Source organism: Pseudomonas sp. SB113 (assembly GCF_040754745.1).
Lineage (GTDB): Bacteria > Pseudomonadota > Gammaproteobacteria > Pseudomonadales > Pseudomonadaceae > Aquipseudomonas > Aquipseudomonas grimontii.
This window is the reverse complement of the sequence record NZ_JBFMHW010000017.1, coordinates 1-22,312: the sequence shown is the minus strand read 5'-3', so window position 1 is coordinate 22,312 and position 22,312 is coordinate 1. Positions and strand designations below refer to the sequence as shown.

Sequence of the window (22,312 nt, the reverse complement as noted above, 5' to 3'; positions counted from 1 at the left end):
CGATGACGTGCGCTCCCTGGTTGAACGCGGCGCTCTTGAATTCTTCGCGAGCAAGCTCGCTCCTACATCGGCTCCGTTCGTCGCTAGGGCAAGTGCCTGCAACTCGCACATTTTTCGAAGAAAAACTTCAAATCCAAGCGCACATCTGGTACAAAGTCAGCCGCTCTGAGCGGGTGTCGTATAATGGCATTACTCCAGCTTCCCAAGCTGATAACGAGGGTTCGATTCCCTTCACCCGCTCCACTCAGACATAGATTCCACGCCAGCAGGGTTTTGGCGGGGGATGCATAAAAAAACCGGTCCTTGGTGGCCGGTTTTTTTATGGGTGGGATTTGAGATTCAAAAAATAAAGCGCGCACAAACCTGTACAAATTATTTTTATTGTACAAGTATCATGCTTCGAGCGGAGGCACTTCGCCCCGCACCTTCGAAGAGCCAGGCCATGACACGTCTACTGTTTTCACTGTTGCTGATAGTGAGCTTGGCCAGTTGCAGCAACGTTGAGGTCGAGCACTACGCCGACCAGCAACCGAAACTGGACCTGGAGCGCTTCTTCAGTAAACCCGTAAAAGCCTGGGGCATCTTCCAGAAGCGTTCGGGGGAAGTGGCCAAGCGCTTTGAGGTCGATATTGCCAGCCGGCGCGAGGGCAACGCGTTGATTCTGGATGAGCGTTTCCTATACAGCGATGGCACGCGCCAGCAACGGGTGTGGACACTGACGCCGGACGGCCCAGGACGCTGGCGCGGACGAGCCGGGGATGTGGTGGGCGAGGCGATCGGCGAAGTGGCGGGTAATGCGCTGCGTTGGCGCTACCGGCTCAATCTGCCGGTGGATGGCTCGGTGTACGAAGTCAGCTTTGACGATTGGATGTACCTGATGGACGAGGACACCTTGATCAACCGCTCGAGCATGTCCAAGTTCGGTGTCGAGTGGGGTCAGGTCACGTTGTTCTTTCGTCGCCAATGAGCCACGAGCGAGGGTCAATCATGAATATGCAAATGCTGAGCGAACTGGCCGAGAAAGGCGAAATACGTGAGCTGGAGTTGCTGTCCCTGGAGGGCGGTTTCTATATCGCTCGCGTCAACCTGGAGCACGTCGAGGCGACGTTACTGGACGATCACGGCAAGCCGCTGCGCATCGGGTCCACCACGCATTTACGCGACCTGTTGCAGCGGGTCCCGCCGTTTCCTTGCGTACTGGTGCAGCACTGCGTTCACGATGAAATGTGCGGCACGCGTGAAGGGCCTATCGGTGCGTTGCGCATTCCGTTTTCGCTGGCGGCGACACTGTAAATTCTGGCTCCCCTCCCCCGTGGTATGGGCGGCCTGGGAAGGCAAGCCGTTTACACCGTACGGGTGACCTACGCGGCTCGGTCCACGCGGTCCTGAACAGCCTCGACCAGCAGCAGGCCCAGTTCAATCATCTGCTGAATGGCCAGGGCCAGGTAGCGCTGTTGAGAGGGCAGGCTTTCGACGAACTCGTGGGTCATGGCACCTGCACCGGCGATGGTTTCGTAGGCGTTGGCGAGCAGCGCTTGAGTGTCGATTTCGGGACGGACGCTGAACAGTTTTACGGATGGATTGCATGAGTCAGTACACATCTGTTGATCCTCGTTAGGGACCGCATACCAGAGCTACTAAACAATGGGTGGCGGCTGTACGCAGGTTAGTAGACCGGCGAATCAACGAAACCGGCGCGCCCGAAGACGCCCTGCGTGCAGCCACCATAAGAGCAGCTGTACGCCGTTGATCGTATCGGGCTACTAAACCCGACCGCTGATGGGCAGCGGCCGACGAACCTTAAAGAGGTCGCCCAAGGCGCACAACTCGGACGAGTCTGATCGTTGTGTAGGCAATGCCGCAAGGTTCAACTCTACGTTCTGACACCTCACTTTTCACTCATCCTCCCCTCCTCTGCACCACCCACGCCAACGGCAACGTCACACCCAATATCCCCGCCAACACCATCATTGCCACCGGCACGCCCAGCGCATCCCCCACGCCACCAAACACCACCGGCGCCAACGCGCCACCCCCAATGGTGCCGGTGTAGAACAGCGCAAACGCCTGCTCGCGCTTGCCCGCGCCGGCAAGGTCGGGCACGGCGCCGTACAGCACCGAGGAGGTGCCATTCAGTACCAGCCCCAACAGCGGCAACATCACCATCAACCCACTGAGCGGCAGGTACACCGCCGCGACGATCAGCAGTGCGGTGCTGGTTTCCGTGATCCATACGGTCTTCATCATGCCGATGCGTGCGCCGAGGTAGCCGCAGAACAGTTTGCCGAAGGCGCCGCCGATGAACAGCAGGGTCAGCGCAAGACCGATCCCGGCGGTACCGGCGCCTTTGGCTTGCAGCAGGAACGGCAGGAAGGTGAGGAAGCCCATGCGCACGGCGCTGTCTAGGGTGCCGGTGAGGATCAGCGCGCGCAGGCCGGTGGCTGAACCGTTGCGGCTTTGGGGCTTGGCTTTTTTCAGGGTGGTGGATTCGGATGATCGAGCAGGAATCAGCCACCACAACAGCCCCGCCGCCGCCAGGCCAAGCAGGCCCAGCAACGTGGCACTGGCCCGCCAGCTGATGACGGTGAGCAGCAGGCCGACCAAGCCAGGAATCAAGGTTTTGCCGATATCACCGGAGAAGTTGTACTGGGACAGCGCCTGCTTGATCCCGCCACTGTCCTCGTAAGCGTCGGTGATCATCGAGGAGGCCAGTGGGTGTTGGGTGCTGGCGCCCAGGCCGCCGAGCAGCAGCGCCACCAGCAACAAAGCCAGCCCTGTCGCCTGCCCCACCAACAGGTAGGCGACACCCGCCAGCGCCGTGCCGCCCACCAGCATCGGTGTGCGGCCCCAGCATCTGGCGGCGCGGCTGGCCAGCAGTTGGAACACGGCCATCATCCCGGAATAGGCGCCACGTAAAAGGCCGACCTGGGCGTAGGACAAGCCGAACTGAGCCTGCCAGACAGGCAGCAGAACGTAGATCACATCAGTGAGCCCATCGTGCACGGCATGGGCGCTGCAACCGGCGAACAGGGCGCGACGGCGGGTGGATAACGCAGGCACGGTGTCGTTCATGGTGTCGGAACCAGCTCAGGCCGAAGAGGCTTCCAGCCGGTCAAGGCAATCAATAAGGTCAGCAGCTGGAAACCGATGATCAGCACCACGCAACCGGCCCAGCCCCAGCGTTCCCAGATCAGCGCCGGGACGATGGCGCCGCCACTGCCGCCCAGATAATAACAAGTGAGATAAACCCCGACAGCGCCCGTGTTGTTATCGTGCGCGGTGGCGGTGATAAACGCATTGGCGGCAGCTTGGGCGAGGAACACGCCGGTGGAACTGAGCGCCAGGCCGACTACGATGCACCACAGGGACGGCATCAGGGTCAACGCCGAACCACTGACGCCCAGCACGGCGGCAACACTCAACAATTCGGCATGCGGGCGGGCTTTGCTGAGGCGCCCGGCGATGGGGATCACGATCAAGGCCAACAGGAACACCATGTACAGCGTCCCCAACGCCGCCGGCCCAAGGTTGAACGGCGGCAGGCCCAAGTACAAACCTGCGTAGGTAAATGCCGCGACTTGCGAAAACAACACGCAGAAACCTACGGCGTAAGCGGCCAACAGCGGCCGGCGAAATACACCTGACGACGAGGCTTTAGCCTGCACGGTCCGTGGGCGGTTGGCCGGTAACAGAAACTGGATAAACCCGCCGACCATCAAGCTCAGTACCGCGAGTAACTCAAAGGCTTCACGCCAGCCCACATATTCGGTCATCACCCCGGTAACGAAGCGCCCGGCGAACCCGCCCAACACGGTGCCCGCGACGTAGAGACTCATCACCTCAGTGACCGTGCCGCCGCTCCAGCGGTCGCCGATATAGGCCACACTGGTGGCGAACAGCACCGGGATCAGCATGCCCTCGACAAAGCGCCACACCAGCACTTCGGCAAAGCTGTCGGCATAAGCGGTCATCAACGCCGGCCCCGCCAGCAGCACAGCCGCCACCGAGATCACCGTGCGTTGCGCAAAACGTCCGGTCAGGCGACTGACGAAAGGGGCGGTGATCGCCACGGCCAGGGTGGTGACGGTGATGCTCCAACCCGCCTCCTTGGCACTGATATGAAAGTGCGCGGCAAACGTCTGGAGAATGCTTTGGGTCGCATAGAGATTGAGAAACGCCGCACAGCCACACAGGAACAGGGCAAGGCGGGCACAATGCAGGCGCGGTTTCATGAAACCTCTCGTTTTATTTTGAAAGGTCTTTATAGAATGGCCGGCAGGTCTTAAACCAATACCGAATTCCGACCGATTGATACCCAAGGATCAGGATGCTCGACCTACGCAAGCTGCGTTACTTTCTGACGGTTGCCGAAGAATTGCACTTCGGTCGCGCCGCCCTGCGCCTGCACCTCGCCCAGCCGCCTTTGACCAGGCAGATTTCAGCGCTGGAGGCAGAGTTGGGTTTCAAACTGTTCGATCGCACCAGCCGCACCGTGACCCTCACCGCACAGGGCCGCGCGTTCCTGCCCTACGCACGTGGCGTGTTGGAACAGGTGGAGTTGGCTCAGGTGATTGCCGGTAAGTTGGCAGCAGGGACAGCGGGTCAATTGGCCTTGGGCTACGTCAGCTCGATTGCCCTGTCGGACCTGTTCAGCCAGTCGATCCAGGCCTTTGCCCAGCGTTTTCCCGATGTGCACCTGACCCTGGTGGAATGCGCCTCCGGCAGTCTCGGTGCGCAAGTGGCCGACGGACGCCTGGATATTGGCTTGAGCCGGCTGTTGCCGCAAAACGACGAGGTACAAGCGCTGTCGTTGGGCGAGGAGCGCTTGGTGGCAGCGGTGTCGAGTGACAGCGCGTTGGCCAGCCAGGCCGACATCAGCCTGGCGCAGCTCAGTGCCTATCCTTTGATTCTGTTTCCAGCCGATTACGGCTCGGGGCTGAACCAGTCCATCGAGCAGCTTTACCGCCACCATGGCGTGCCACTGCATACCGGACCGACCGGACGGCAGATTACCTCGATCATTGCGCTGGTGGCCGCCGGGCAAGGGGTGGCGCTGGTGCCGGCCTGCACCCGGAGTTTGATGAACAAAGGCGTGACTTATCGGCCTTTGGTGGAGGCGGATGCGTGTGCGCAGTTGTTGGTGCTGACGCCGACCGAAAGACCAAGTGTGTTGATTGATGCGTTTCTTGCCGTTATCGCAGAGGCATTACACATCCGGCAATGACCCGAAAAACCTCGTAATACCTCCCCGCAGCGCCTATCCCACTCGCTCTTACATTGCATTCACCACCTGCCGAAATACCGGTCATCGAAGACGGGTAGGTAGAGTGTTGATAATTTATTTTCAGTGGTTATAGTCACCACCATTACACACCACAAGGAGGTGCTGTGGATAGCCGATATTTGATAGGTCACATCGTCGCAGACGGCTGGTACCTGGTGCGCATCAGAGGCAGTCATCACCATTTCAAGCACCCGACGAAGCCTGACCTGGTGACGATCCCCCATCCAAAGAAAGACCTGTTGGACAAAACCGCCAAGAGCATTTTGAAACAAGCTCTGTTGAGTTAATCGTCCCTGGAGGACAACGAACATGCTGTACCCCATCGCAATTTCAACCGGTGACCAAGACCACGCCTGGGGCGTGGAGGTCCCGGATATTCCCGGTTGCTACTCTGCCGGTGACGATCTGGACGACGCCATGGCCATGGCGCGTGAAGCCATCGAAGGGCACTTCGAAATTCTCGCGGAAGACGGCGCGCCGATCCCGAGTGCCCAGAAGGTCACCGTGCATGCAGCCAACCCGCAGTACGCTGGCTGCACTTGGGCGGTGGTAGACATCGATGTCACCAAATACCTGGGCAAGGCGCAAAAGCTCAACATTACGTTGCCGGGCTACCTGCTCAACCGCATCGATGAATATGTACTGCACCATCCTGAGGAAAAAAGCCGTTCGGGCTTCCTCGCGTCGGCGGCGCTCAAAGTGCTGCAACAGAATCGGTAGCTGCAACGGGAGCAAAGTCTGAACGCGGCACTACATCCATGGCGTGATCATGCCGCTTCATACCGAGTTTACGGATACGTCCAAGGTGGTGAAGAATTCCACCGCAAGAAACGTAGTTTTCGACAGCGGCCCCGGCACTACAGTCACCCCGTACCGTTTAATGCCAGCCCTTCGAGGAGCCCGCTCATGCCCTACGAATACAAGCTCATGCCCTCCCCTGTCGGTGAGCTCACCCTGGTGGCGCGCGGTGGCAAGCTCAGCGCCATCCTGTGGGAGGTAGAACGCGCCAACCGTGTGCGCCTGGGTCAATTGCACGAAGCCAACGACAGCCCGGTGCTGTTGGAAACCGAGCGCCAGTTGAAGGAATACTTCGCCGGCACCCGCAATCAGTTCGAGCTGGAACTGGACTTCACCGGTACCGACTTTCAGAAGCAGGTCTGGCAGGCACTGCTGACCATCCCCTTTGGCGAAACCCGCAGCTACAGTCAGATCGCCCAACAAATCGGTAACCCAAAAGCCGTACGCGCCGTGGGTGCGGCCAATGGGCGTAATCCCATCTCGATCGTTGCACCGTGCCATCGGGTCATTGGCGCCTCGGGTGGGCTGACCGGGTTTGCCGGTGGGCTGGAGGCCAAGCAGTATTTGCTCGCACTGGAAGGCACCGGCCAGGCGGAGCTGGCTTTTTAAGCGTCTGTCGACAAAAACGTACAACGTTGCTCGGCGCGGCTTTTGTAAAAAGAAATTTCAGCGCAGCGCTGCGGTCCATCCTTTCATCACCCACCCTTTAAGGAAAACGGTCATGAAATTCTCCGCAGTCTCACAATCCTTGTCCCGTTGGGCAGGCAGTGCCCGGACGTTCTATGCGGCGGTCGCGTTGATTTTCCTGTGGAGCTTGAGCGGCCCGTACTTCCACTACAACGACACCTGGCAGCTGATCATCAACACCTCGACCACCATCATCACCTTCCTCATGGTGTTCCTGATCCAGAACACGCAAAACCGCGATAACGACATCCTGCATATCAAGATCGACGAATTGCTACGAGTGACCAAGGATGCGCAGAATGCCGTGCTGAGCCTCGATGGCCTGGACCGCAAAGAACTGGAAAAACTGCGCCAGGAATATCGCAGCATCGGCAACACCGGCACCGTGAGCCTGAACAGCAGTTGCGGCCACGCCGCCGACGATGCCGCACCGAACAAGACCGACCTGAACCAGGCGTAAAAAAACGGCGGTTGGATATGATCCAACCGCCGTTTTTTATATCAAGTGAACGTCTCAACCGTCGCCTTGATGGCCCTTGCCGTAGGTCGACGCCAGGGCACGCGCTTTTTGCAGGCGCTCTTCCAGCTTGGGCAGCGTCTCATCCACCAGTGCTTTGATTTCCGGCACATCCGAGGCCGCACCTTCGCGCTTGAACAGGGCAATGGCGTCTTCGTTTTCCTTCACTTGCTGCGCGGTGTAGGCCGCGTCGAAGGAATCGCCGTCCTTGAGTTCGGGCATCAGGGTTTCGGCCTTATCGACGATCTTCTCCCGTGGAGCCACGGGCAGGTCAAGCTTCTTGGCGATCGCCGCCAAGTGCTGGTTGGCCAGGGTGCGCTCGTTGATCACCTCGATGGTGTAGTCCTTGATTTCCTGGGACGAGGTTTTGGCGTGGGCCATGCGACTGGTTTCGATATCGGCCATGCCTTTGGCCGAAGCCTGCTCGATGAATTCGGCAGGTGACTGGGCGAAAGCATTGCTGGCGCCGAGGCCCAGCAGCATCGCGAAACTGGCGGTGCGTAACCGGATAGCCATGCGGCTCATGATGGGTTCCTCCAGGGCAAAAATAGGTGCGGGGAAATACACCCCGCCCTGGATTCGAATTTTCAGGGCGACAAAGGTTTAGAAAAAACTTGCCCGTGCGACGAACGGTCGTGGCCGATCAGGCCGGTTTGCTGCCGAACAGGCCTGGCAACGCATGGGCCAGGGCATTGATGGCGAAGCCGATAAACATCACGCCGCAGAGCCTGGTGATGAGGATTTCATGGCGCTGATACACCGTGCGCACCCGCTGGGCACCGACCACGCCGATCAGGATCGCGTAGGCCAACAGGCCACCGACGAAGCTCAGGAAGATCAACGCCGGCAGCATCGACCAGGTCAACAACTCGGCACGGCTGGACAGCAACGCCGTAAACGTCGCCACCGCGACCGGGTACGCCTTGGGGTTGGTCAAGCCGAACAGAATGCCGTGCCAGAACGGATGCCGCGCTGCGCCCTGAGGGGCATCACTGCTGCGATGCTGGGTGCGAATCGCGCGCCAGCCGAGCCAGAACAGGTACAGCCCACTGAGCACGCCGAGCACATCGAACGCGCTGCTGCCGACTTCCCGCGCGCCCACAATCGCGATCAACGCGGTGCTGCACCACAGCACATCGCCAAGCAAGTGCCCGCACAAAAAACCCGCCCCGGCACGCCGGCCACGGGCAGCGCCGATGCCGAACACCGCCAGTACCCCCGGACCAGGCGTAATACCGTAGATGAAACCCGAAGCGAGGACGGCGAGCAGCAAGGAGGGGGTCATGGGCGTGACTCTGACAAAGCGTGGGAAGGTGGACGGATTCTGCACGTTCCTGCGCTATGGGTAAAACCTCATTCCCGCATAAGGCTTGTCGCGGCAAGCCAGCAGACGCGAAGCCAGGTCGCCGACATGGGCTTCGAGCTTATGGCCGTCGGGATCAAGGAAATAGAACGAGGCGCCTTCACTGCGATTGTCGCGCCACTCTCGCACCTCGGCAGCGCGCAGACGCGAGACCAGCGCAGCGAACTCACTCGTTCCGACTGTAAACGCATAGTGGGTGTAATCGGCCCCTGGCTTCGACTCGCGTAGAGGATCAAGCGAGAGGCATAGCCATAGGCCCGGCAACGACAAATAGGCGCCGGAATCCCAAGTAGCCTCGAGCTTGAGTTGCAACAACTCATGGTAAAAGCCGACGCTGCGACTCACGTCGGTGACGGCCAGGGTCAAGTGGTTGAAGCCTGAGAACATGTTTTTTTTCCTGTTATCTGCGGCCTTCGGACAACATACCCTGCACCTGCCCAATCAACCACTGCAACCCCGAATCCCCGCCCCGTCGCGCATGCCATGCCAGCTCGAAGGCAAACGATGGAATATGAAACGGCGGCGCCACGCCCAGTGCGGCAGGCTGATCAGGCCTTGTCGAGGGTGCGCAGCTTTTGCGGCAGGCCCCACAACAGCAGCGCCGCCGCCAACAACGCGCACACGCCGATCACATAGAGTGCCGGGGTGGTGCTGCCGGTGAGGTCCTTGATCCGCCCCACCATCACCGGGCTGACAATGCCACCGAACTGCCCGAGGGTGTTGATCACCGCAATCCCGCCCGCCGCGCCTGCGCCGGCACCGGCCAGCAACTTGGGGGGCAGGGTCCAGAAGGTCGGGATCGAAGCGATGATGCCGGCGCCCAACATGCCCAGGGCGATGATCAGGAAGGTGGTGTGGTCGGCAAAGATCCCGGCACTGAAGAAGCCCACCGCGCCCAGCACCACCAGGCCGCAGACAAACTTGCGGCGCTCGCCGGTCGCGTCCGACAGCCGCCCGATCACCACCATGCTGATCGCGCCGCACACATAGGGAATGGCCGTGAGCAGGCCGATCATCACCGGGCTTTGGGTGCCCGCGCTGCGGATCAGTTGCGGCGCCCAGAAGTTGAGGCCGTAAGACGCCACCTGGATCAGGAAGTAGATAAACCCAAGCATCAAAAAGCCGGGAATGCGGATCGCCGACAGCAGCGAGCCGCCATGTTTGTTCGGCTCATGCTGGGCAATACGGCTCGACAGCAGGGGCTTCTCCGCCGGCGTCAGCCAGTGCGCATCTTCGATACGGTCCTTGAGCAGGGTCAGCACCAGGAAACCCAAGCCAATGCAGGGCAAGCCGCCGAGCAGGAACAGCCAGTGCCAGCCGCGCATCTGCAGCACACCGTCGAGATGTTCCAGCACCAGGCCGGAGAACGGTGCGCCGACCAACCCTGCAAAGGCAGAAGCCAGGAACAACATCGAAGTAATGCGCCCACGGAAGTGCTGCGGGAACCACAACGTCAGGTAATACAGTACGCCGGGGGCGAAGCCAGCCTCCATCGCGCCGATGATGAAACGCAGGCCATAGAACTGCCATTCGGCCGTGACGAACACCATGGCCGCCGTGGCCAGACCCCACGACATCATGATCCGCGCGATCCAGCGCCGCGCGCCGACCTTGTACAGCATCATGTTGCTCGGCACTTCAAAGATCACATAACCCACCACGAACAATCCGGCGCCCAGGCCATAGGCGGTATCGCTCAGGCTGAGGTCGGCCTGCAGCTGGAACTTGGCAAAGCTGATGTTGATACGGTCAAAAAACGCGAACAGGTAGCACACCATGATCAGCGGCATCAGGCGCCAGGCGACCTTGCTGACCAGGGCTTTTTCGGCATCGATTTCAGCGGTCGGGCGCGCGCCGACCTCCAACGTATTAGTGCTCATGGGTTTCTCTCCAGCGGACTGCTCACAGGCGTCCGATTGTTTTTGTTGTCTGGTAAGGCGTTACAGCGTGGCGGTGTAATACGGCGGCGGATGCAGGTCGCAATTGCGCCCGGCCTTGGCCACCTGGCCGGGCAACTCATGGCCCAGCAAGGCCGGCAAGCGGCGGGACAGGTTCAGCAGATGCGGCAAGTCGATTCCGGTGTGAATGCCAACCTCTTCACACAGGTTGACCAGATCTTCGGTGCAGATATTGCCCGACGCCCCCGGCGCAAACGGGCACCCACCCAGGCCCCCCAGCGCCGCATCAAAGCGTCGGGCCCCGGCTTCGTAGGCAGCCAGCACATTGCACAGGCCCAGGCCGCGGGTGTTATGGAAATGCAGGGTCAGGTCGCTGGCCGGCACGCGTTGCAACACGCGCTTGACCAGGCGCTCCACCTGGCGCGGGTTGGCCATGCCGGTGGTGTCGGCGAGGCTGATGCCCTGGATGCCCAGTTGCAGATAGGCGTCGACCAGCTGCAGCACGCGGTCTTCATCGATCTTGCCTTCGAACGGGCAGCCAAAGGTGGTGGCGATGCTGCCATTGAGGCGTACCGGGTGGTCAGCGGCAAAGCTGACGATATCGCCGAATGCCGCCAACGACGCCTCGCACCGCATGCGCATATTCGCCAGGTTATGGGTCTGGCTGGCCGACATCACCAGGTTCAGTTCATCGGCGCGAGACTCGACGGCACGCTGGGCGCCCTTGAGGTTGGGGATCAGCGCGACATAGATCACACCGGCTTTACGCTGGATGCCCTGGAACACTTGCTCGCCATCGCGCAATGCGGGGATGGCCTTGGGCGACACGAACGAACCGGCTTCGATCCGCGAAAAACCGGCGAGGGAAAGCTGGTCGATCAGGGCTATCTTGTCAGTGGTCTCGACCCAGGTCGGTTCGATTTGCAGGCCATCGCGCGGGGACACTTCCTGCACGATCAGCGGGTCGCAATAGTCAGTGATCATTGCACCACTCCCGAGGTTTTCAGGCGTTGGATGTCGGCAACCGTAAGGCCCAGGCTGCCAAGGATGTCATCGGTGTGCTGGCCCAGGCTCGGGCCCTGCCAGTTCACGGCGCCGGGGGTTTCCGAGAGCTTGGGCACGATGCCGGGCATCTTCACCGACACACCGCCGGGCAACTGCGCATCGAGCAACATGTCGCGCGCCTGGTAGTGCGGGTCGCTGACGATATCGGCCACGGAGTAGATGCGCCCGGCCGGCACTTCGGCGGCTTCCAGGGCGCTGAGCACCTGCTCGATAGGCAGGCTGCTGGTCCAATGGGTGATGGCGGCATCGAGCAAACCGCTTTTCGCCGCGCGGCCATCGTTGTGGGCGAATTCGGCGGCTTCGGCCAGGTCGACGCGGCCGATGGTGGTCATCAGGCGCTTGTAGATCGGGTCGCTGTTGCCGGCGATCACCACATAGGCGCCGTCGGCGGTCAGGTAGGTATTCGAGGGCGCAATGCCGGGCAAGGCGCCGCCGCTGCGCTCGCGCACATGGCCGAGCATGTCGTATTCGGGCACCAGGCTTTCCATCAGGTTGAACACGCTTTCCGCCAGGGACACATCGACAATCTGCCCATCGCCCTGGCCGGTCTTGACCCGCAGCAACGACATCAGCGCGCCGATCACACCATGTAACGACGCGAGGGAGTCGCCCAGGCTCACGCCGACCCGCGCCGGAGGCGAGTCCGGGTTGCCGGTGGTGTAGCGAATGCCGCCCATGGCCTCGCCGATGGCACCGAAGCCGGGGCGGTCGCGGTACGGGCCGGTCTGGCCGTAGCCGGAGATACGCACCAGGGTCAGCTGGGGGTTAAGCGCGTGCAGTACGTCCCAGCCCAGGCCAAGTTTTTCCAGGCCACCGGGGCGCAGGTTTTCGATCAGCACATCGGCATCGCCGAGCAACTGCTTGATCAGGCTCAGGCCTTCAGCGGACTTGAGGTCCAGGGCCAGGGATTTCTTGTTACGTGATTGCAGGTACCACCAGAGCGAAGTGCCTTCATGCAGCTTTCGCCATTTACGAAGCGGATCGCCCTGCCCCAGGGCTTCGATCTTGATCACCTCGGCGCCGAACTCGGCCATCAGCCGGGCAGCGAACGGCGCAGCAATCAGGGTGCCGATCTCGATCACCTTGATACCGTTTAGGGGAGCCGTCATGGGGTGTACCTCTTGTTCTTGGAATTTGCGGCCAAGGCTAGAGGACAGGGACAGGATAAATCCAACCGTCAGTTGGCAAGGAGCGTTCGCAAAACGCGAACGCTTAGCGATTTGCCTGTCGGACGAGGCTGTCAGGCAGCTCCAGAGAAGGCGCCGTGATGCTCAGGTAATCGAACAACAACCGACTCACCGGCGACAACTGCGCCTCATCGCGCACCACCAGGATCAAACTGCGATCCGACCAGGCATCGGTCAGCGGCACGGCATGCAGGCCCAGTGCACGGCCAAACAATTCATAGGCCTTCAGCGGCAGGATGCCGATGCCCATGTTCGCCTGGACCATCCGGCACATCGCATCAAAGCCCGGCACATGAATACGCAGGCGCAGCAGCTTGCCGGCCTCGCGCGCGGCGGCGTGGGTGCGCATATTGATCGAGCTGGCCGCGTGCAGGCCAACGTAGTCGGTGTCCAGGGTTTCGGCGAATGCCAGGCTTTCGCGCGGCGCCAACGGGTGATCCGCCGGCATCAGCACCACCAGTTTGTCGTGGCGATACGTCACGCTGGGCAGACCTTTGGTGTCGGTGTCACTGGAACAGATCCCCAGGTCCGCCACCCCATCCAGCACGCCTTGCACCACGCCCTTGCTGGGACGTTCTTCGAGGTCGGTTTTCACTTCAGGATGCAACTCGGAAAAATCCCGCAAGTCTTCCGGAAGAAACTGAATAATCGCCGAGAGATTGGCCAGCATCCGCACATAACCGCGCACACCGTGGCTGTGTTCGCCGAGTTCCAGACCCATTTTTTCCACGTTGAACAGCATCTGCCGGGCATGGTGCAGCAGGGTTTCGCCAGCGGCGGTGAGGTCCATGCCCTTGGCCCGCCGCACGAACAGGCTCACCCCCAGTACCTGCTCCAGCTCCATCAAGCGCTTGCTGGCCGCCGACACGGCGATGGCTTCGCGGGCGGCGGCGCGGGTCAGGGTGCCCTCTTCGAACACCGCGACGAACAGTTGAAGGGTGATCAGATCCAGGCGACGCACCAGGCTTTTGTGCAGCATCAGGCGCGCTCGGATGCCAGGCGATTAATCTGCGCCTGTTCCACCACCGGTTGCGGCGCGCCATGCCGCACCGCCGTCAACATCGCACGGCCGACGGTCTCGGTGCTCACCACCCAGCCCGGCTTAACCCGACGCACCAACGAAAGCACTGGCCCGAGCACGGAATAAAAGGATTGATACAGCGGCGTCTTCGAACGCACGCCATGCAGCGGCTGAATGATCCCCGGCCGGAACAGGTACACCGCCTTGAACGGCAGGCGCAGCAAGGCATTCTCGGTCTTGCCCTTGACCCGCGCCCACATCGACTTGCCCGCCTCGGAACTGTCGGTACCGGCGCCGGACACGTAGATAAACGTCATCTGCGGATTAAGCCGCGCCAGGGTGCTGGCCGCGACGAGGGTCAGGTCATAAGTGAGGTGGGTGTACCGGGTTTCATTCATGCCCGTCGAGGAGACACCGAGGCAGAAGAAACACGCGTCAAACCCTTGCAGCAGGTTTTCCAGGGGGTGGAAATCCAGCATGTCGCTGTGCAACACCTGATGCAGCTTGCCGTGTTCCTGGGTCAGGGGCGTGCGGCCGACGGCGACGACTTCCTGTACGTCAGCGGCCAGCAGGCACTCGCGCAGGACGCCCTGGCCGACCATGCCGGTGGCACCGAATAACAGAACTCTCATAAGGGGACCTCAGCGGCAAGCCGCAAGCTTCATGCTCAAGTTGAATGCAGTGCGAGATTCGCACCTTAACAGCTTGTAGCTTAACGCTTGCAGCTTGAGGCTGCCCCGTCAGAAAGCGCTGCGAAAGATCTCCTCAATCTGACGCTGATCGGCGCGCCGTGGGTTGGTCAGCCCGCACGCGTCTTTCAATGCATTGGTGGCCAGCAGCGGAATGTCCTGCAACTTGGCGCCCAGTTCGCGCAGGCCGGCGGGGATTTCAACGTCCTGGGACAGGCTGCGAATGGCGGCGATAGCGGCTTGGGCGCCCTCTTCGTCAGTGGTGCCCTTGGCGTCGACACCCAGCGCACGGCCGACGTCGCTCAAGCGTTTGGCACTGACGCTGGCGTTGAAGCTTTGCACGTGGGGCAGCAGCACCGCGTTGCACACGCCGTGGGGCAGGTCGTACAGACCGCCGAGTTGGTGGGCCATGGCATGCACGAAACCCAGGGAGGCATTGTTGAACGCCATGCCCGCGAGGAACTGGGCATACGCCATGTTTTCCCGCGCGACCTTGTCGCTGCCGTCGCGTACCGCCAGGCGCAGGTTGGCGCTGATCAGTTCGATGGCCTTGATCGCGCAGGCGTCGGTGATCGGGGTGGCCGCCGTGGAGACGTAGGCTTCGATGGCGTGGGTCAGGGCGTCCATGCCGGTGGCGGCGGTGAGGCCCTTGGGCATGCCGACCATCAGGCTCGGGTCGTTGACCGACAGCAGCGGCGTGACGTTGCGGTCGACGATGGCCATTTTTACGTGGCGGGTTTCGTCGGTGATGATGCAGAAACGCGTCATCTCGCTGGCGGTGCCGGCGGTGGTGTTGATCGCCACCAGGGGCATCTGCGGTTTGCTCGATTGGTCGACGCCTTCGTAGTCGCCGATATGCCCACCGTTGGTAGCGCACAGGGCGATGCCCTTGGCGCAGTCATGGGGCGAACCGCCGCCCAGAGACACCACGAAATCGCAGGCGCTCTGCTGCAACAACGCCAGGCCTTTCTCGACGTTTTCCACATTGGGGTTCGGCTTGGCGCCGTCGTAGATGACCGAGTCGATGTCCTGCATCGCCAGCTTCTCGGCGATCATGCTGGCCACGCCCGCCTTGGCCATACCCGCGTCGGTGACGATCAGTGCTTTGCGAAAACCATAGTTACGAATGGCATTCATGGCTTCGTCGAGGCAGTCGGTGCCCATGATGTTGACGGCGGGAATGAAGAAGGTGCTGCTCATGGCGAATCCTCGGATGACGTTTATGCCTACAGCATCAACCTCACCTGCCTGCGGCACCTTGATCAGGATCAACACCCACTCGTGATAAAGTCGCCATCCAGCCGATTTCGAGTAGACCCGCCGCAATGAAGGATTTCCAGGATATTGACGCCCACCTTGAAGACTGGAGCGCCCTGCGCAGCAGCACTGCCTTCAGTGGGATTCTGATCGGCAATGGCGCGAGCCGCACGATTTGGGAAGACTTCGCCTACGACTCGCTGTTCGAAAACGCGCGCACCGTCGAAGAAAAACCCCTCGGTCAATCCGAACTCAGCGTGTTCGACGCCCTGCAAACCCGCAGCTTCGAGCACGCCCTGGGCGCACTGAAAACCACCAGTCGGGTCAACAAGGCCCTGGCGGTCAGCTCGGCGGCGCCGCGTAATCGCTACTACGCGATCAAGGAAGCGCTGATCAATACCATCCACGCCGTGCACATTCCGTGGCGCCTGGTGCAGCCGTCGACGCTGGCGACGATCAACCGCGAACTGGCGAACTACACCAGCGTGTTCACCACCAACTACGACCTGCTCAACTATTGGGCGATCCTGCACACGCCGGGCATCGATGACCTGTTCCGCAGCGCCGATGCCAGCTTCGACCTGCGCAACACCCACACCGATGCCACACGTATCCTCTACCTGCACGGCGGCTTGCACCTGGTGCGCAACCTTGACGGCACCGCACGCAAGTTGCCGAGCACCGACAGCACCTTGCTCAGCAGCTTTGCGATCAACAACACGATCAAGACCCTGGACGATGTGCCGCTGTTCATCAACGAAGGCAAGGTGGAAGAGAAGCTCAAGACCATCCGCAGCTCGGATTACTTGTCGTTCTGTTATGAGCAGTTGCTGACCCATAAGGGCGCGCTGTGCATCTTTGGCCATGACCTGGGGCCGCAGGATAAACACCTGGTGGATGCCATTCGCCAGGCCCGTCCCACGACCCTGGCGATCTCGGTATCGGGCCGCAGCGACGGGTTTATTCGCCAGCAGAAGCGGCGGTATTCGGAGTTGTTTGATGGCAGCGGCGCGCAGTTGAAGTTTTTTGCGGCGCGCACGCATCCGTTGGGTGATCCGGCGCTGTCGGTACCTGTGGAACGCTAAGCAACATGTGGGAGCAAGCCCCCTCCCACATTTAAATCGAGTACATCCTTTAAATAGAGACAAATGATAATGATTCTCGATAGAATTCACGACTTTTCCACGTCGTGCTTCGTCAAGAAGGATCTCCATGTCTCGTCCCAAGCCCGACCCGTTGTCGGCCGATGCCTTTCGCGGGTTCTATGCAGATATTCTGTATTTCCTGCGCAGACGCACGGACAACGCCAGCGACGCGGCGGACATGACCCAGGATGTCTTTACCCAATGGCTGGACTACCGCGACCGGGCCAAGGTCGAGCAGCCACGGGCATTTCTGTTTCAGATGGCACGCAACCTGCTGCGTGATCACTGGCGCAAACAGAAGGTACGGCAGACCGTTCACTCAGATCAGGCCGACATGGACGCCGAACCGGTCACCGACGAGCAAAACGATCCCATGACCGCCGCGCTTCGTATGCAACGCCTGGAACAGCTGAAAGAAGTCCTCGCCGAACTCTCGCCCCGCAGGCGAGAAGCCCTTATGCTGCACCGCTTCGAAGGCCTGAGCCAGGCGCAGATCGCCGAGCGCATGGGTATTTCGACGAGCATGGTGGAAAAGCACATCGCTTTTGCCCTGCTGCATTGCAAGCGACGCCTTCAAAACGACCCCGGCACGGAGCAGCCAGAATGAACCGCCTGAGCGACACCGACGGCCTGGATATCGAAGACAGCGATGCTATCGACGCCCAAGCCGCCAGTTGGTTTGCCCGCAACCGTAACGACGCGGACCGTGCCGACCGCAAGGCCTTTGCCGCCTGGCAGGCCACGCCCGCCCATGCCCGCGCCTATGCCGAATTCGAGCAGCTGTGGGACGACCTGGCCCAGTTGCAGCAACTGAACAAACCCGTGGCACTGCCCAAGCGCAAACCGTCGGTGTGGCGCCCGGCCCTGGCCGTAGCCGCCGCCCTGCTATGCGCCGTATTGGCCACCCCTCTCGGCGCGCCCCGCGAGCTGTATCACAGCCAGGTGGCGACCCATGCCAAAGGCATGCGCACCCTGAACCTGCCCGATGGCAGCACCCTGTATGTGAATGCCAACACCCGCCTGCGTGTGGATTTCAGCGCCCACCAGCGCATCCTGCACCTGGACAAGGGCCAGGTGTATATCGAGGTGGCGGCCGACAAAGAGCGGCCGCTGTTCGTACAGGCGGGCGAAGCGAGTGTGCGGGTGGTCGGCACCGGCTTCGATGTGCGCCGCAGCCAGCAGCAACTGGTGGTCAGCGTCGCCCACGGCCAGGTCGCTTTCGAGCCTTCCCCGAAAAGCCCCGTGGCGCTGCTCGGCGCCCGGCAACGCGCCAGCTACCAATACGCCAAAGGCACCTTGCAGCAGCAGACGCTCACGGCAGAAGAAGTCGCCGACTGGCGCAGCGGGCACTTGTCATTTCGCAACCGCGAACTGGCCAGCCTGATCGACGAACTGAGCCTCTACCGCCCGCAGGCACCGTTGCAGGTGAGTAACGCCGTGGCGCACCTGAAGGTGTCGGGCAACCTGGATGTGAATGACCCCGACGCCCTGCTCAACGCCCTGCCCGCCCTGTTGCCGGTGAAAACGGTGGTTTCGGCCGATGGCATCGTACATATCGAACCGAGCAAATAATCTCCAAAAACCACACTTGAGAATATTTTGCATTCGCAGGTGTGGTTTTTTTTGCCTGCCCCGTCTTCCTCTGGTCTGCATTTGACACGCACACCTTTTTGGCTATTTAGCCGCACCGGGGGATTTCATGTTTCGCGCGCCTTGCCACGCTTCGCACCTGTTTTTTCGACCGACCCTCATCGCCACCTGCCTGGCCTTCAGCCTCAGCGCCCAGGCCGAGTCATTCAAGCTGCAACTGCCGGCCCAATCGCTGGCCACGTCCCTGAGCCAGGTGGCTCAACAGGCAAAAATCCAGCTGCTGTTCGATGAAACCCTGCTCAAGAACGTGCAGGCTCCGGCGCTCAACGGTGACTTCACCCCGGAAGTGGCGATACGCAGCCTGCTGAAAAACGGCGAGTTCACCTTGATCAAGGTCGGCAGCACCTACGTGGTAAGGCCCGAAGAGGCCAAGACCACCCAGAGCGGCGCCGTACAATTGGATACCTTGAGCGTGATCGGCACCGGCACCAAGGTCGACTCCAGCACCGTCGGTCGCTCAACCATGAACCAGGCGGATATTGACCGCTATCAGCCCAACAACATCCCCTCGCTGCTGCAGAACCTGCCTGGTGTATTCATGGGCGGCTCGCCCAAACCCGGTGGCCAGACCATCAACATTCGCGGGATGGGCGAGGCCGAAGATGTGCCGATGTCGGTGGATGGCGCCACCAAAAGTGGCTTTGAGCGCTATCAGCAGGGCACGGTGTTTATCGAGCCGGAGCTGATCAAGAACGTCGAAGTGGAAAAAGGGCCCTACTCGCCCTTCACCGGCAACGGTGGCTTCGGCGGCTCGATCATCATGGAAACCAAGGATGCCCCAGACCTGCTGGAGGACGGCCGCAACGCCGGGGCCATGCTCAAATATGGCTACGCCAGCAACGACCACGAACAGGTCTACAGTTCAGCGGTGTATGGCCGTACCGATGATGGCCGCTTCGATGCACTCGCCTACCTGACCCAGCGCGATGGCGGTGACATGAAGCTGGCCGGCACCCCGCCCGATCCCGAAAACCGCTACCCGATCAACCCCAAGCGCTTGCCCAACAGCGCGCAGAATGTGGACGGCAAACTGTTCAAGTTCAACGCCCACCTCACTGAAGAACACAGCGTGGGCCTGTCTTACTCGCGGTCCAACAGCCAGCGATGGACCCCGTTCTCGGCCAAAAGCTATCCGACCCCGCCGCTGCAATCCGCGATTGACCGCTATGGTTACGAAGGCGCCTTGAAACGCTTCCTCGCCAACCGTGAAACCATCGACACCACCTATTCGGGCAAGTACCTCTACCAGCCGCTGGACAACCCGCTGATCGACATGAAGCTCAGCTATTCGGTGTCCCATACCGACCAGACCGATGAGCGCGAGGCCGACGCGTCGTTCTCCCTGGCCACGGGTGGGCGCAAGATGGACACGGCCTACGGTGACAAGATTCTGGAACTGCGCAACATCAGCCTGTTCAGCACCGGCCCGCTGGAACACGCCGTGACCACCGGCGTGCAGGTACGCAAGCACAAGCGTGAAACCGAAAGCTGGATGCCCGGCGCGACCTATAACACTGCCAAGTACAACTACGGGCACTTCCAGCCGTACTTCATGCCCCACGGCAAAGTCGATACCAATGCGTTCTACCTGCAGGACGCGGTGACCCTCGGCGACGTGACTATCACGCCGTCCCTGCGCTATGACCACGTACGTAACCGGGGCGAAGCCAACGATGCGCCGTACTACAGCAACCCGGACCCGAGCATCGGCCATGACTACAGCGACCGCACCTATACCGGTTGGTCACCGCGCCTGGCCGCCTACTGGAACATCACGCCGGACGTGGCGATGTTTGCCAGCTGGAACAAGACCTGGCGCGCCCCGGTGATCGACGAGCAGTACGAAGTCCAGGGCGTCGGCAGCCGCACCTCCACCAGCCTCAACCTCGACCCGGAGCGCATCACCGCCATCACCGCGGGCAACGTCACCAACTTCTCCAACCTCATCGGCCGTGGCGATAACCTGCAACTGCGTACGACGCTATTCCACAACCGTATCGAGGACGAGATTTTCAAGGCGACGGGCATCGGCTGTGACCGTCAGAACACCGTAGTGGGGAGCATCGACAGCGTCTGCACAAGCGCCGACATGGCCGCCAAGACCAACTACCGCAACGTCGGCGGCATGACCATCAAGGGCTTCGAGCTTGAGGCTTACTACGACTCGACCTACCTGTTCGGCTCGGTGTCCTACTCCTACGCCACAGGCAAACGCGATAACCCCTACACCAACCCGTGGGCCACCGACATCCACGTCTGGGCCCGGGACATTCCACCGGCCAAATGGGTGGTGGTGATGGGCAACAAAATCCCAAGCTGGGACGCACAGTTCGGATGGCAAGCGCAGTTCGTGCGCAAGACTGACCGCCTGCCCAGCGATAGATACTCAGGCGGCTTGAACAGCTCGGTGGGCGACACGTTCTACGACCAATACGCCAACGAGTCCTACGCCAGCATGGGCCTGTTCGCCAACTGGAAACCGCAGCAGGCCGGTCTTAAAGGCACCGAGGTCAACTTCACTGTCGACAACCTGCTCAACAACAACTACCGGCCCGCCCTCAGCGGGGACCGTGCCTACAGCCAAGGGCGCAACGCCAAGATCAGCGTCACGCGCTTCTTCTGAAAAACTGTACGGATAAATCCGCACCCAGCTGTAGGCCCGCAATCGGCGGGGGGTGTGGCTAGATGGGCTTCCCTTGAAGCCCTCTGGATTTCGGATCCCTCCCATGAGCTCGCGCGAAAACACCGGCATGGCCCTCGGCCTGCTGGGCGTCATCATCTTCAGCCTGACCCTGCCCTTCACCCGCATCGTGGTGCAGGAAATCCACCCGTTGCTCAACGGCCTGGGCCGTGCGTTGTTCGCGGCGGTGCCGGCGGCAGCGCTGTTGCTGTGGCGCCGTGAGCGCTGGCCGACCTGGCGCCAGGTGCGGGGTTTGTGCCTGGTGATCGCCGGGGTCATCCTCGGTTTCCCGGTGCTGTCGGCGTGGGCCATGCAAACCTTGCCGGCGTCCCATGGGGCGCTGGTCAACGGCCTGCAACCGCTGTGCGTGGCGCTGTATGCGGCGTGGCTGTCCCATGAGCGGCCGTCGAAAGCCTTCTGGGCCTGCGCGGCGTTGGGCAGTGCGCTGGTGTTGAGTTATGCGTTGATCACCGGCGCCGGCAGTATCCAGGCCGGCGATTTATTGATGCTCGGCGCGATAGCCGTCGGTGGCCTGGGCTATGCCGAAGGCGGCCGGTTGGCCAAGGAAATGGGCGGCTGGCAGGTGATCTGCTGGGCGCTGGTGCTGTCCACGCCGGTGTTGATCGGCCCGGTGTGGTACCTGGCGGCGCAGCACCAAGGCGCGATTTCCATGCGCACCTGGTGGGCGTTCGGCTATGTGTCGCTGTTCTCGCAGTTCCTGGGGTTCTTTGCCTGGTACGCCGGGTTGGCCATGGGCGGCATTGCGCGGGTCAGCCAGATTCAGCTGTTGCAGATCTTCTTCACCATCGCGTTTTCGGCGCTGTTCTTTGGTGAACATATCGAGCCGATTACCTGGGTGTTTGCCTGTGGGGTGATCGTGACGGTGATGCTCGGGCGCAAGACGGCGGTGCAGGCTGCGCCGATCGCTAAACCTGCCGCGTCGGCGTAGATACCGTCTTGAACCTCACCGGACAAGAGCAAAATTCGGGTCATAAGGCTGGCCCGACTTGAGCACGGCGTAAACAAAATGCAGCAGCTTGCGCATCGCAGCACAAATGATCTGCTTGGGGG

Annotated in this window: 24 protein-coding genes, 1 tRNA gene and 1 pseudogene; 13 read left to right on the top strand and 13 right to left on the bottom strand. The window is 61.2% G+C overall.

Features of this window, described 5'->3' with window-relative positions:
• Positions 1-169: 169 nt before the first annotated feature.
• The 3 genes from AB1462_RS21130 (at position 170) to AB1462_RS21120 (ending at position 1,293) form a co-directional block, all read left to right on the top strand.
• A tRNA-Gly gene (locus AB1462_RS21130) sits at positions 170-243 on the top strand.
• A gap of 199 nt (positions 244-442) precedes the next feature.
• Entirely contained in the window at positions 443-967 is a 525-nt protein-coding gene (locus AB1462_RS21125; protein ID WP_090408170.1) for a DUF3833 domain-containing protein, read from the top strand.
• A gap of 20 nt (positions 968-987) precedes the next feature.
• Positions 988-1,293 carry a DUF6482 family protein gene (locus tag AB1462_RS21120; protein ID WP_259192674.1) on the top strand — a complete coding sequence of 102 codons (306 nt, stop codon included), beginning with the start codon at positions 988-990 and terminating at the stop codon, positions 1,291-1,293.
• 68 nt (positions 1,294-1,361) lie between these two features.
• On the opposite strand, the gene AB1462_RS21115 is transcribed toward AB1462_RS21120, so the two are convergent.
• From AB1462_RS21115 to AB1462_RS21105, 3 genes are all read right to left on the bottom strand, one after another.
• Positions 1,362-1,601 (bottom strand): DUF6124 family protein, encoded by a 240-nt coding sequence (locus AB1462_RS21115; protein WP_027604347.1) that lies wholly within the window; start codon positions 1,599-1,601, stop codon positions 1,362-1,364.
• A 298-nt stretch (positions 1,602-1,899) separates the two neighbouring features.
• Complete coding sequence (locus tag AB1462_RS21110; RefSeq protein WP_367247861.1) at positions 1,900-3,072, bottom strand: MFS transporter; 1,173 nt, start codon at positions 3,070-3,072, stop codon at positions 1,900-1,902.
• On the bottom strand, positions 3,069-4,232 hold the full coding sequence (locus tag AB1462_RS21105) for an MFS transporter (protein ID WP_090408179.1): 1,164 nt from the start codon (positions 4,230-4,232) through the stop codon (positions 3,069-3,071). The genes AB1462_RS21110 and AB1462_RS21105 overlap by 4 nt, the downstream gene beginning before the upstream one ends.
• Before the next feature lie 95 nt (positions 4,233-4,327).
• On the opposite strand from AB1462_RS21105, the gene AB1462_RS21100 reads away from it, so the two are divergent.
• The 5 genes from AB1462_RS21100 to AB1462_RS21080 all read left to right on the top strand — a co-directional run bounded on the left by AB1462_RS21100 (position 4,328) and on the right by AB1462_RS21080 (position 7,229).
• Positions 4,328-5,224 carry a LysR family transcriptional regulator gene (locus tag AB1462_RS21100; RefSeq protein ID WP_367247860.1) on the top strand — a complete coding sequence of 299 codons (897 nt, stop codon included), beginning with the start codon at positions 4,328-4,330 and terminating at the stop codon, positions 5,222-5,224.
• Between the two features lie 164 nt (positions 5,225-5,388).
• Positions 5,389-5,571 carry a type II toxin-antitoxin system HicA family toxin gene (locus AB1462_RS21095; protein ID WP_367247859.1) on the top strand — a complete coding sequence of 61 codons (183 nt, stop codon included), beginning with the start codon at positions 5,389-5,391 and terminating at the stop codon, positions 5,569-5,571.
• Positions 5,572-5,593: 22 nt separating this feature from the next.
• On the top strand, positions 5,594-6,004 hold the full coding sequence (locus AB1462_RS21090; protein WP_367247857.1) for a type II toxin-antitoxin system HicB family antitoxin: 411 nt from the start codon (positions 5,594-5,596) through the stop codon (positions 6,002-6,004).
• A 186-nt stretch (positions 6,005-6,190) separates the two neighbouring features.
• On the top strand, positions 6,191-6,691 hold the full coding sequence (locus AB1462_RS21085) for a methylated-DNA--[protein]-cysteine S-methyltransferase (RefSeq protein ID WP_367247856.1): 501 nt from the start codon (positions 6,191-6,193) through the stop codon (positions 6,689-6,691).
• Positions 6,692-6,803: 112 nt separating this feature from the next.
• Positions 6,804-7,229 carry a low affinity iron permease family protein gene (locus AB1462_RS21080; protein WP_090408188.1) on the top strand — a complete coding sequence of 142 codons (426 nt, stop codon included), beginning with the start codon at positions 6,804-6,806 and terminating at the stop codon, positions 7,227-7,229.
• A gap of 54 nt (positions 7,230-7,283) precedes the next feature.
• Here AB1462_RS21080 and AB1462_RS21075 read toward each other — a convergent pair whose 3' ends face one another.
• The 10 genes and pseudogenes from AB1462_RS21075 to yiaY form a co-directional block, all read right to left on the bottom strand.
• Entirely contained in the window at positions 7,284-7,811 is a 528-nt protein-coding gene (locus AB1462_RS21075; RefSeq protein WP_027604356.1) for a DUF4142 domain-containing protein, read from the bottom strand.
• Positions 7,812-7,929: 118 nt separating this feature from the next.
• Positions 7,930-8,571 (bottom strand): LysE family translocator, encoded by a 642-nt coding sequence (locus AB1462_RS21070; protein ID WP_090408191.1) that lies wholly within the window; start codon positions 8,569-8,571, stop codon positions 7,930-7,932.
• A gap of 54 nt (positions 8,572-8,625) precedes the next feature.
• The gene (fos, locus tag AB1462_RS21065) at positions 8,626-9,036 is read right to left on the bottom strand and encodes a fosfomycin resistance glutathione transferase (protein WP_367247854.1); all 411 of its coding nucleotides are present in this window, start codon (positions 9,034-9,036) and stop codon (positions 8,626-8,628) included.
• A gap of 13 nt (positions 9,037-9,049) precedes the next feature.
• Positions 9,050-9,178: pseudogene (locus tag AB1462_RS21060) on the bottom strand (LysR family transcriptional regulator); the annotation flags it as partial.
• Positions 9,179-9,197: 19 nt separating this feature from the next.
• Positions 9,198-10,529, bottom strand: coding sequence for an MFS transporter (locus tag AB1462_RS21055; protein ID WP_367247852.1), 1,332 nt, complete (start codon positions 10,527-10,529; stop codon positions 9,198-9,200).
• A gap of 60 nt (positions 10,530-10,589) precedes the next feature.
• Positions 10,590-11,531 carry a hydroxymethylglutaryl-CoA lyase gene (locus AB1462_RS21050; RefSeq protein WP_090408199.1) on the bottom strand — a complete coding sequence of 314 codons (942 nt, stop codon included), beginning with the start codon at positions 11,529-11,531 and terminating at the stop codon, positions 10,590-10,592.
• The gene (locus AB1462_RS21045; protein WP_367247850.1) at positions 11,528-12,721 is read right to left on the bottom strand and encodes a CaiB/BaiF CoA transferase family protein; all 1,194 of its coding nucleotides are present in this window, start codon (positions 12,719-12,721) and stop codon (positions 11,528-11,530) included. The genes AB1462_RS21050 and AB1462_RS21045 overlap by 4 nt, the downstream gene beginning before the upstream one ends.
• A gap of 103 nt (positions 12,722-12,824) precedes the next feature.
• The gene (locus tag AB1462_RS21040; protein ID WP_367247849.1) at positions 12,825-13,778 is read right to left on the bottom strand and encodes a LysR family transcriptional regulator; all 954 of its coding nucleotides are present in this window, start codon (positions 13,776-13,778) and stop codon (positions 12,825-12,827) included.
• Positions 13,778-14,452 (bottom strand): NAD(P)H-binding protein, encoded by a 675-nt coding sequence (locus tag AB1462_RS21035; RefSeq protein WP_259192685.1) that lies wholly within the window; start codon positions 14,450-14,452, stop codon positions 13,778-13,780. The genes AB1462_RS21040 and AB1462_RS21035 overlap by 1 nt, the downstream gene beginning before the upstream one ends.
• A gap of 108 nt (positions 14,453-14,560) precedes the next feature.
• Positions 14,561-15,709 (bottom strand): L-threonine dehydrogenase, encoded by a 1,149-nt coding sequence (yiaY, locus tag AB1462_RS21030; protein ID WP_259192687.1) that lies wholly within the window; start codon positions 15,707-15,709, stop codon positions 14,561-14,563.
• A gap of 125 nt (positions 15,710-15,834) precedes the next feature.
• Between yiaY and AB1462_RS21025 the strand changes: the two genes are divergently transcribed.
• The 5 genes from AB1462_RS21025 to AB1462_RS21005 all read left to right on the top strand — a co-directional run bounded on the left by AB1462_RS21025 (position 15,835) and on the right by AB1462_RS21005 (position 22,190).
• Entirely contained in the window at positions 15,835-16,851 is a 1,017-nt protein-coding gene (locus AB1462_RS21025; protein WP_090408214.1) for a DUF4917 family protein, read from the top strand.
• A 127-nt stretch (positions 16,852-16,978) separates the two neighbouring features.
• Complete coding sequence (locus AB1462_RS21020; protein ID WP_259192689.1) at positions 16,979-17,518, top strand: RNA polymerase sigma factor; 540 nt, start codon at positions 16,979-16,981, stop codon at positions 17,516-17,518.
• Positions 17,515-18,483 carry a FecR domain-containing protein gene (locus AB1462_RS21015; RefSeq protein WP_090408220.1) on the top strand — a complete coding sequence of 323 codons (969 nt, stop codon included), beginning with the start codon at positions 17,515-17,517 and terminating at the stop codon, positions 18,481-18,483. Before AB1462_RS21020 ends, AB1462_RS21015 begins: the two co-directional genes overlap by 4 nt.
• A 127-nt stretch (positions 18,484-18,610) precedes the next feature.
• Positions 18,611-21,184, top strand: coding sequence for a TonB-dependent hemoglobin/transferrin/lactoferrin family receptor (locus AB1462_RS21010; protein ID WP_367247846.1), 2,574 nt, complete (start codon positions 18,611-18,613; stop codon positions 21,182-21,184).
• A gap of 103 nt (positions 21,185-21,287) precedes the next feature.
• On the top strand, positions 21,288-22,190 hold the full coding sequence (locus AB1462_RS21005; protein WP_259192691.1) for a DMT family transporter: 903 nt from the start codon (positions 21,288-21,290) through the stop codon (positions 22,188-22,190).
• The last annotated feature ends 122 nt before the right edge of the window (positions 22,191-22,312 follow it).

Coding starts and splice junctions, on each gene's coding strand:
- AB1462_RS21045 (WP_367247850.1), bottom strand. CDS start 12,721: ATGACGGCTCCCCTAAACGGTATCAAGGTGATCGAGATCGGCACCCTG.
- AB1462_RS21090 (WP_367247857.1), top strand. CDS start 5,594: ATGCTGTACCCCATCGCAATTTCAACCGGTGACCAAGACCACGCCTGG.
- AB1462_RS21070 (WP_090408191.1), bottom strand. CDS start 8,571: ATGACCCCCTCCTTGCTGCTCGCCGTCCTCGCTTCGGGTTTCATCTAC.
- AB1462_RS21040 (WP_367247849.1), bottom strand. CDS start 13,778: ATGCTGCACAAAAGCCTGGTGCGTCGCCTGGATCTGATCACCCTTCAA.
- AB1462_RS21050 (WP_090408199.1), bottom strand. CDS start 11,531: ATGATCACTGACTATTGCGACCCGCTGATCGTGCAGGAAGTGTCCCCG.
- AB1462_RS21020 (WP_259192689.1), top strand. CDS start 16,979: ATGTCTCGTCCCAAGCCCGACCCGTTGTCGGCCGATGCCTTTCGCGGG.
- AB1462_RS21110 (WP_367247861.1), bottom strand. CDS start 3,072: ATGAACGACACCGTGCCTGCGTTATCCACCCGCCGTCGCGCCCTGTTC.
- AB1462_RS21080 (WP_090408188.1), top strand. CDS start 6,804: ATGAAATTCTCCGCAGTCTCACAATCCTTGTCCCGTTGGGCAGGCAGT.
- AB1462_RS21035 (WP_259192685.1), bottom strand. CDS start 14,452: ATGAGAGTTCTGTTATTCGGTGCCACCGGCATGGTCGGCCAGGGCGTC.
- AB1462_RS21120 (WP_259192674.1), top strand. CDS start 988: ATGAATATGCAAATGCTGAGCGAACTGGCCGAGAAAGGCGAAATACGT.
- AB1462_RS21005 (WP_259192691.1), top strand. CDS start 21,288: ATGAGCTCGCGCGAAAACACCGGCATGGCCCTCGGCCTGCTGGGCGTC.
- AB1462_RS21075 (WP_027604356.1), bottom strand. CDS start 7,811: ATGAGCCGCATGGCTATCCGGTTACGCACCGCCAGTTTCGCGATGCTG.
- yiaY (WP_259192687.1), bottom strand. CDS start 15,709: ATGAGCAGCACCTTCTTCATTCCCGCCGTCAACATCATGGGCACCGAC.
- AB1462_RS21115 (WP_027604347.1), bottom strand. CDS start 1,601: ATGTGTACTGACTCATGCAATCCATCCGTAAAACTGTTCAGCGTCCGT.
- AB1462_RS21125 (WP_090408170.1), top strand. CDS start 443: ATGACACGTCTACTGTTTTCACTGTTGCTGATAGTGAGCTTGGCCAGT.
- AB1462_RS21015 (WP_090408220.1), top strand. CDS start 17,515: ATGAACCGCCTGAGCGACACCGACGGCCTGGATATCGAAGACAGCGAT.
- AB1462_RS21085 (WP_367247856.1), top strand. CDS start 6,191: ATGCCCTACGAATACAAGCTCATGCCCTCCCCTGTCGGTGAGCTCACC.
- AB1462_RS21010 (WP_367247846.1), top strand. CDS start 18,611: ATGTTTCGCGCGCCTTGCCACGCTTCGCACCTGTTTTTTCGACCGACC.
- AB1462_RS21025 (WP_090408214.1), top strand. CDS start 15,835: ATGAAGGATTTCCAGGATATTGACGCCCACCTTGAAGACTGGAGCGCC.
- fos (WP_367247854.1), bottom strand. CDS start 9,036: ATGTTCTCAGGCTTCAACCACTTGACCCTGGCCGTCACCGACGTGAGT.
- AB1462_RS21100 (WP_367247860.1), top strand. CDS start 4,328: ATGCTCGACCTACGCAAGCTGCGTTACTTTCTGACGGTTGCCGAAGAA.
- AB1462_RS21105 (WP_090408179.1), bottom strand. CDS start 4,232: ATGAAACCGCGCCTGCATTGTGCCCGCCTTGCCCTGTTCCTGTGTGGC.
- AB1462_RS21055 (WP_367247852.1), bottom strand. CDS start 10,529: ATGAGCACTAATACGTTGGAGGTCGGCGCGCGCCCGACCGCTGAAATC.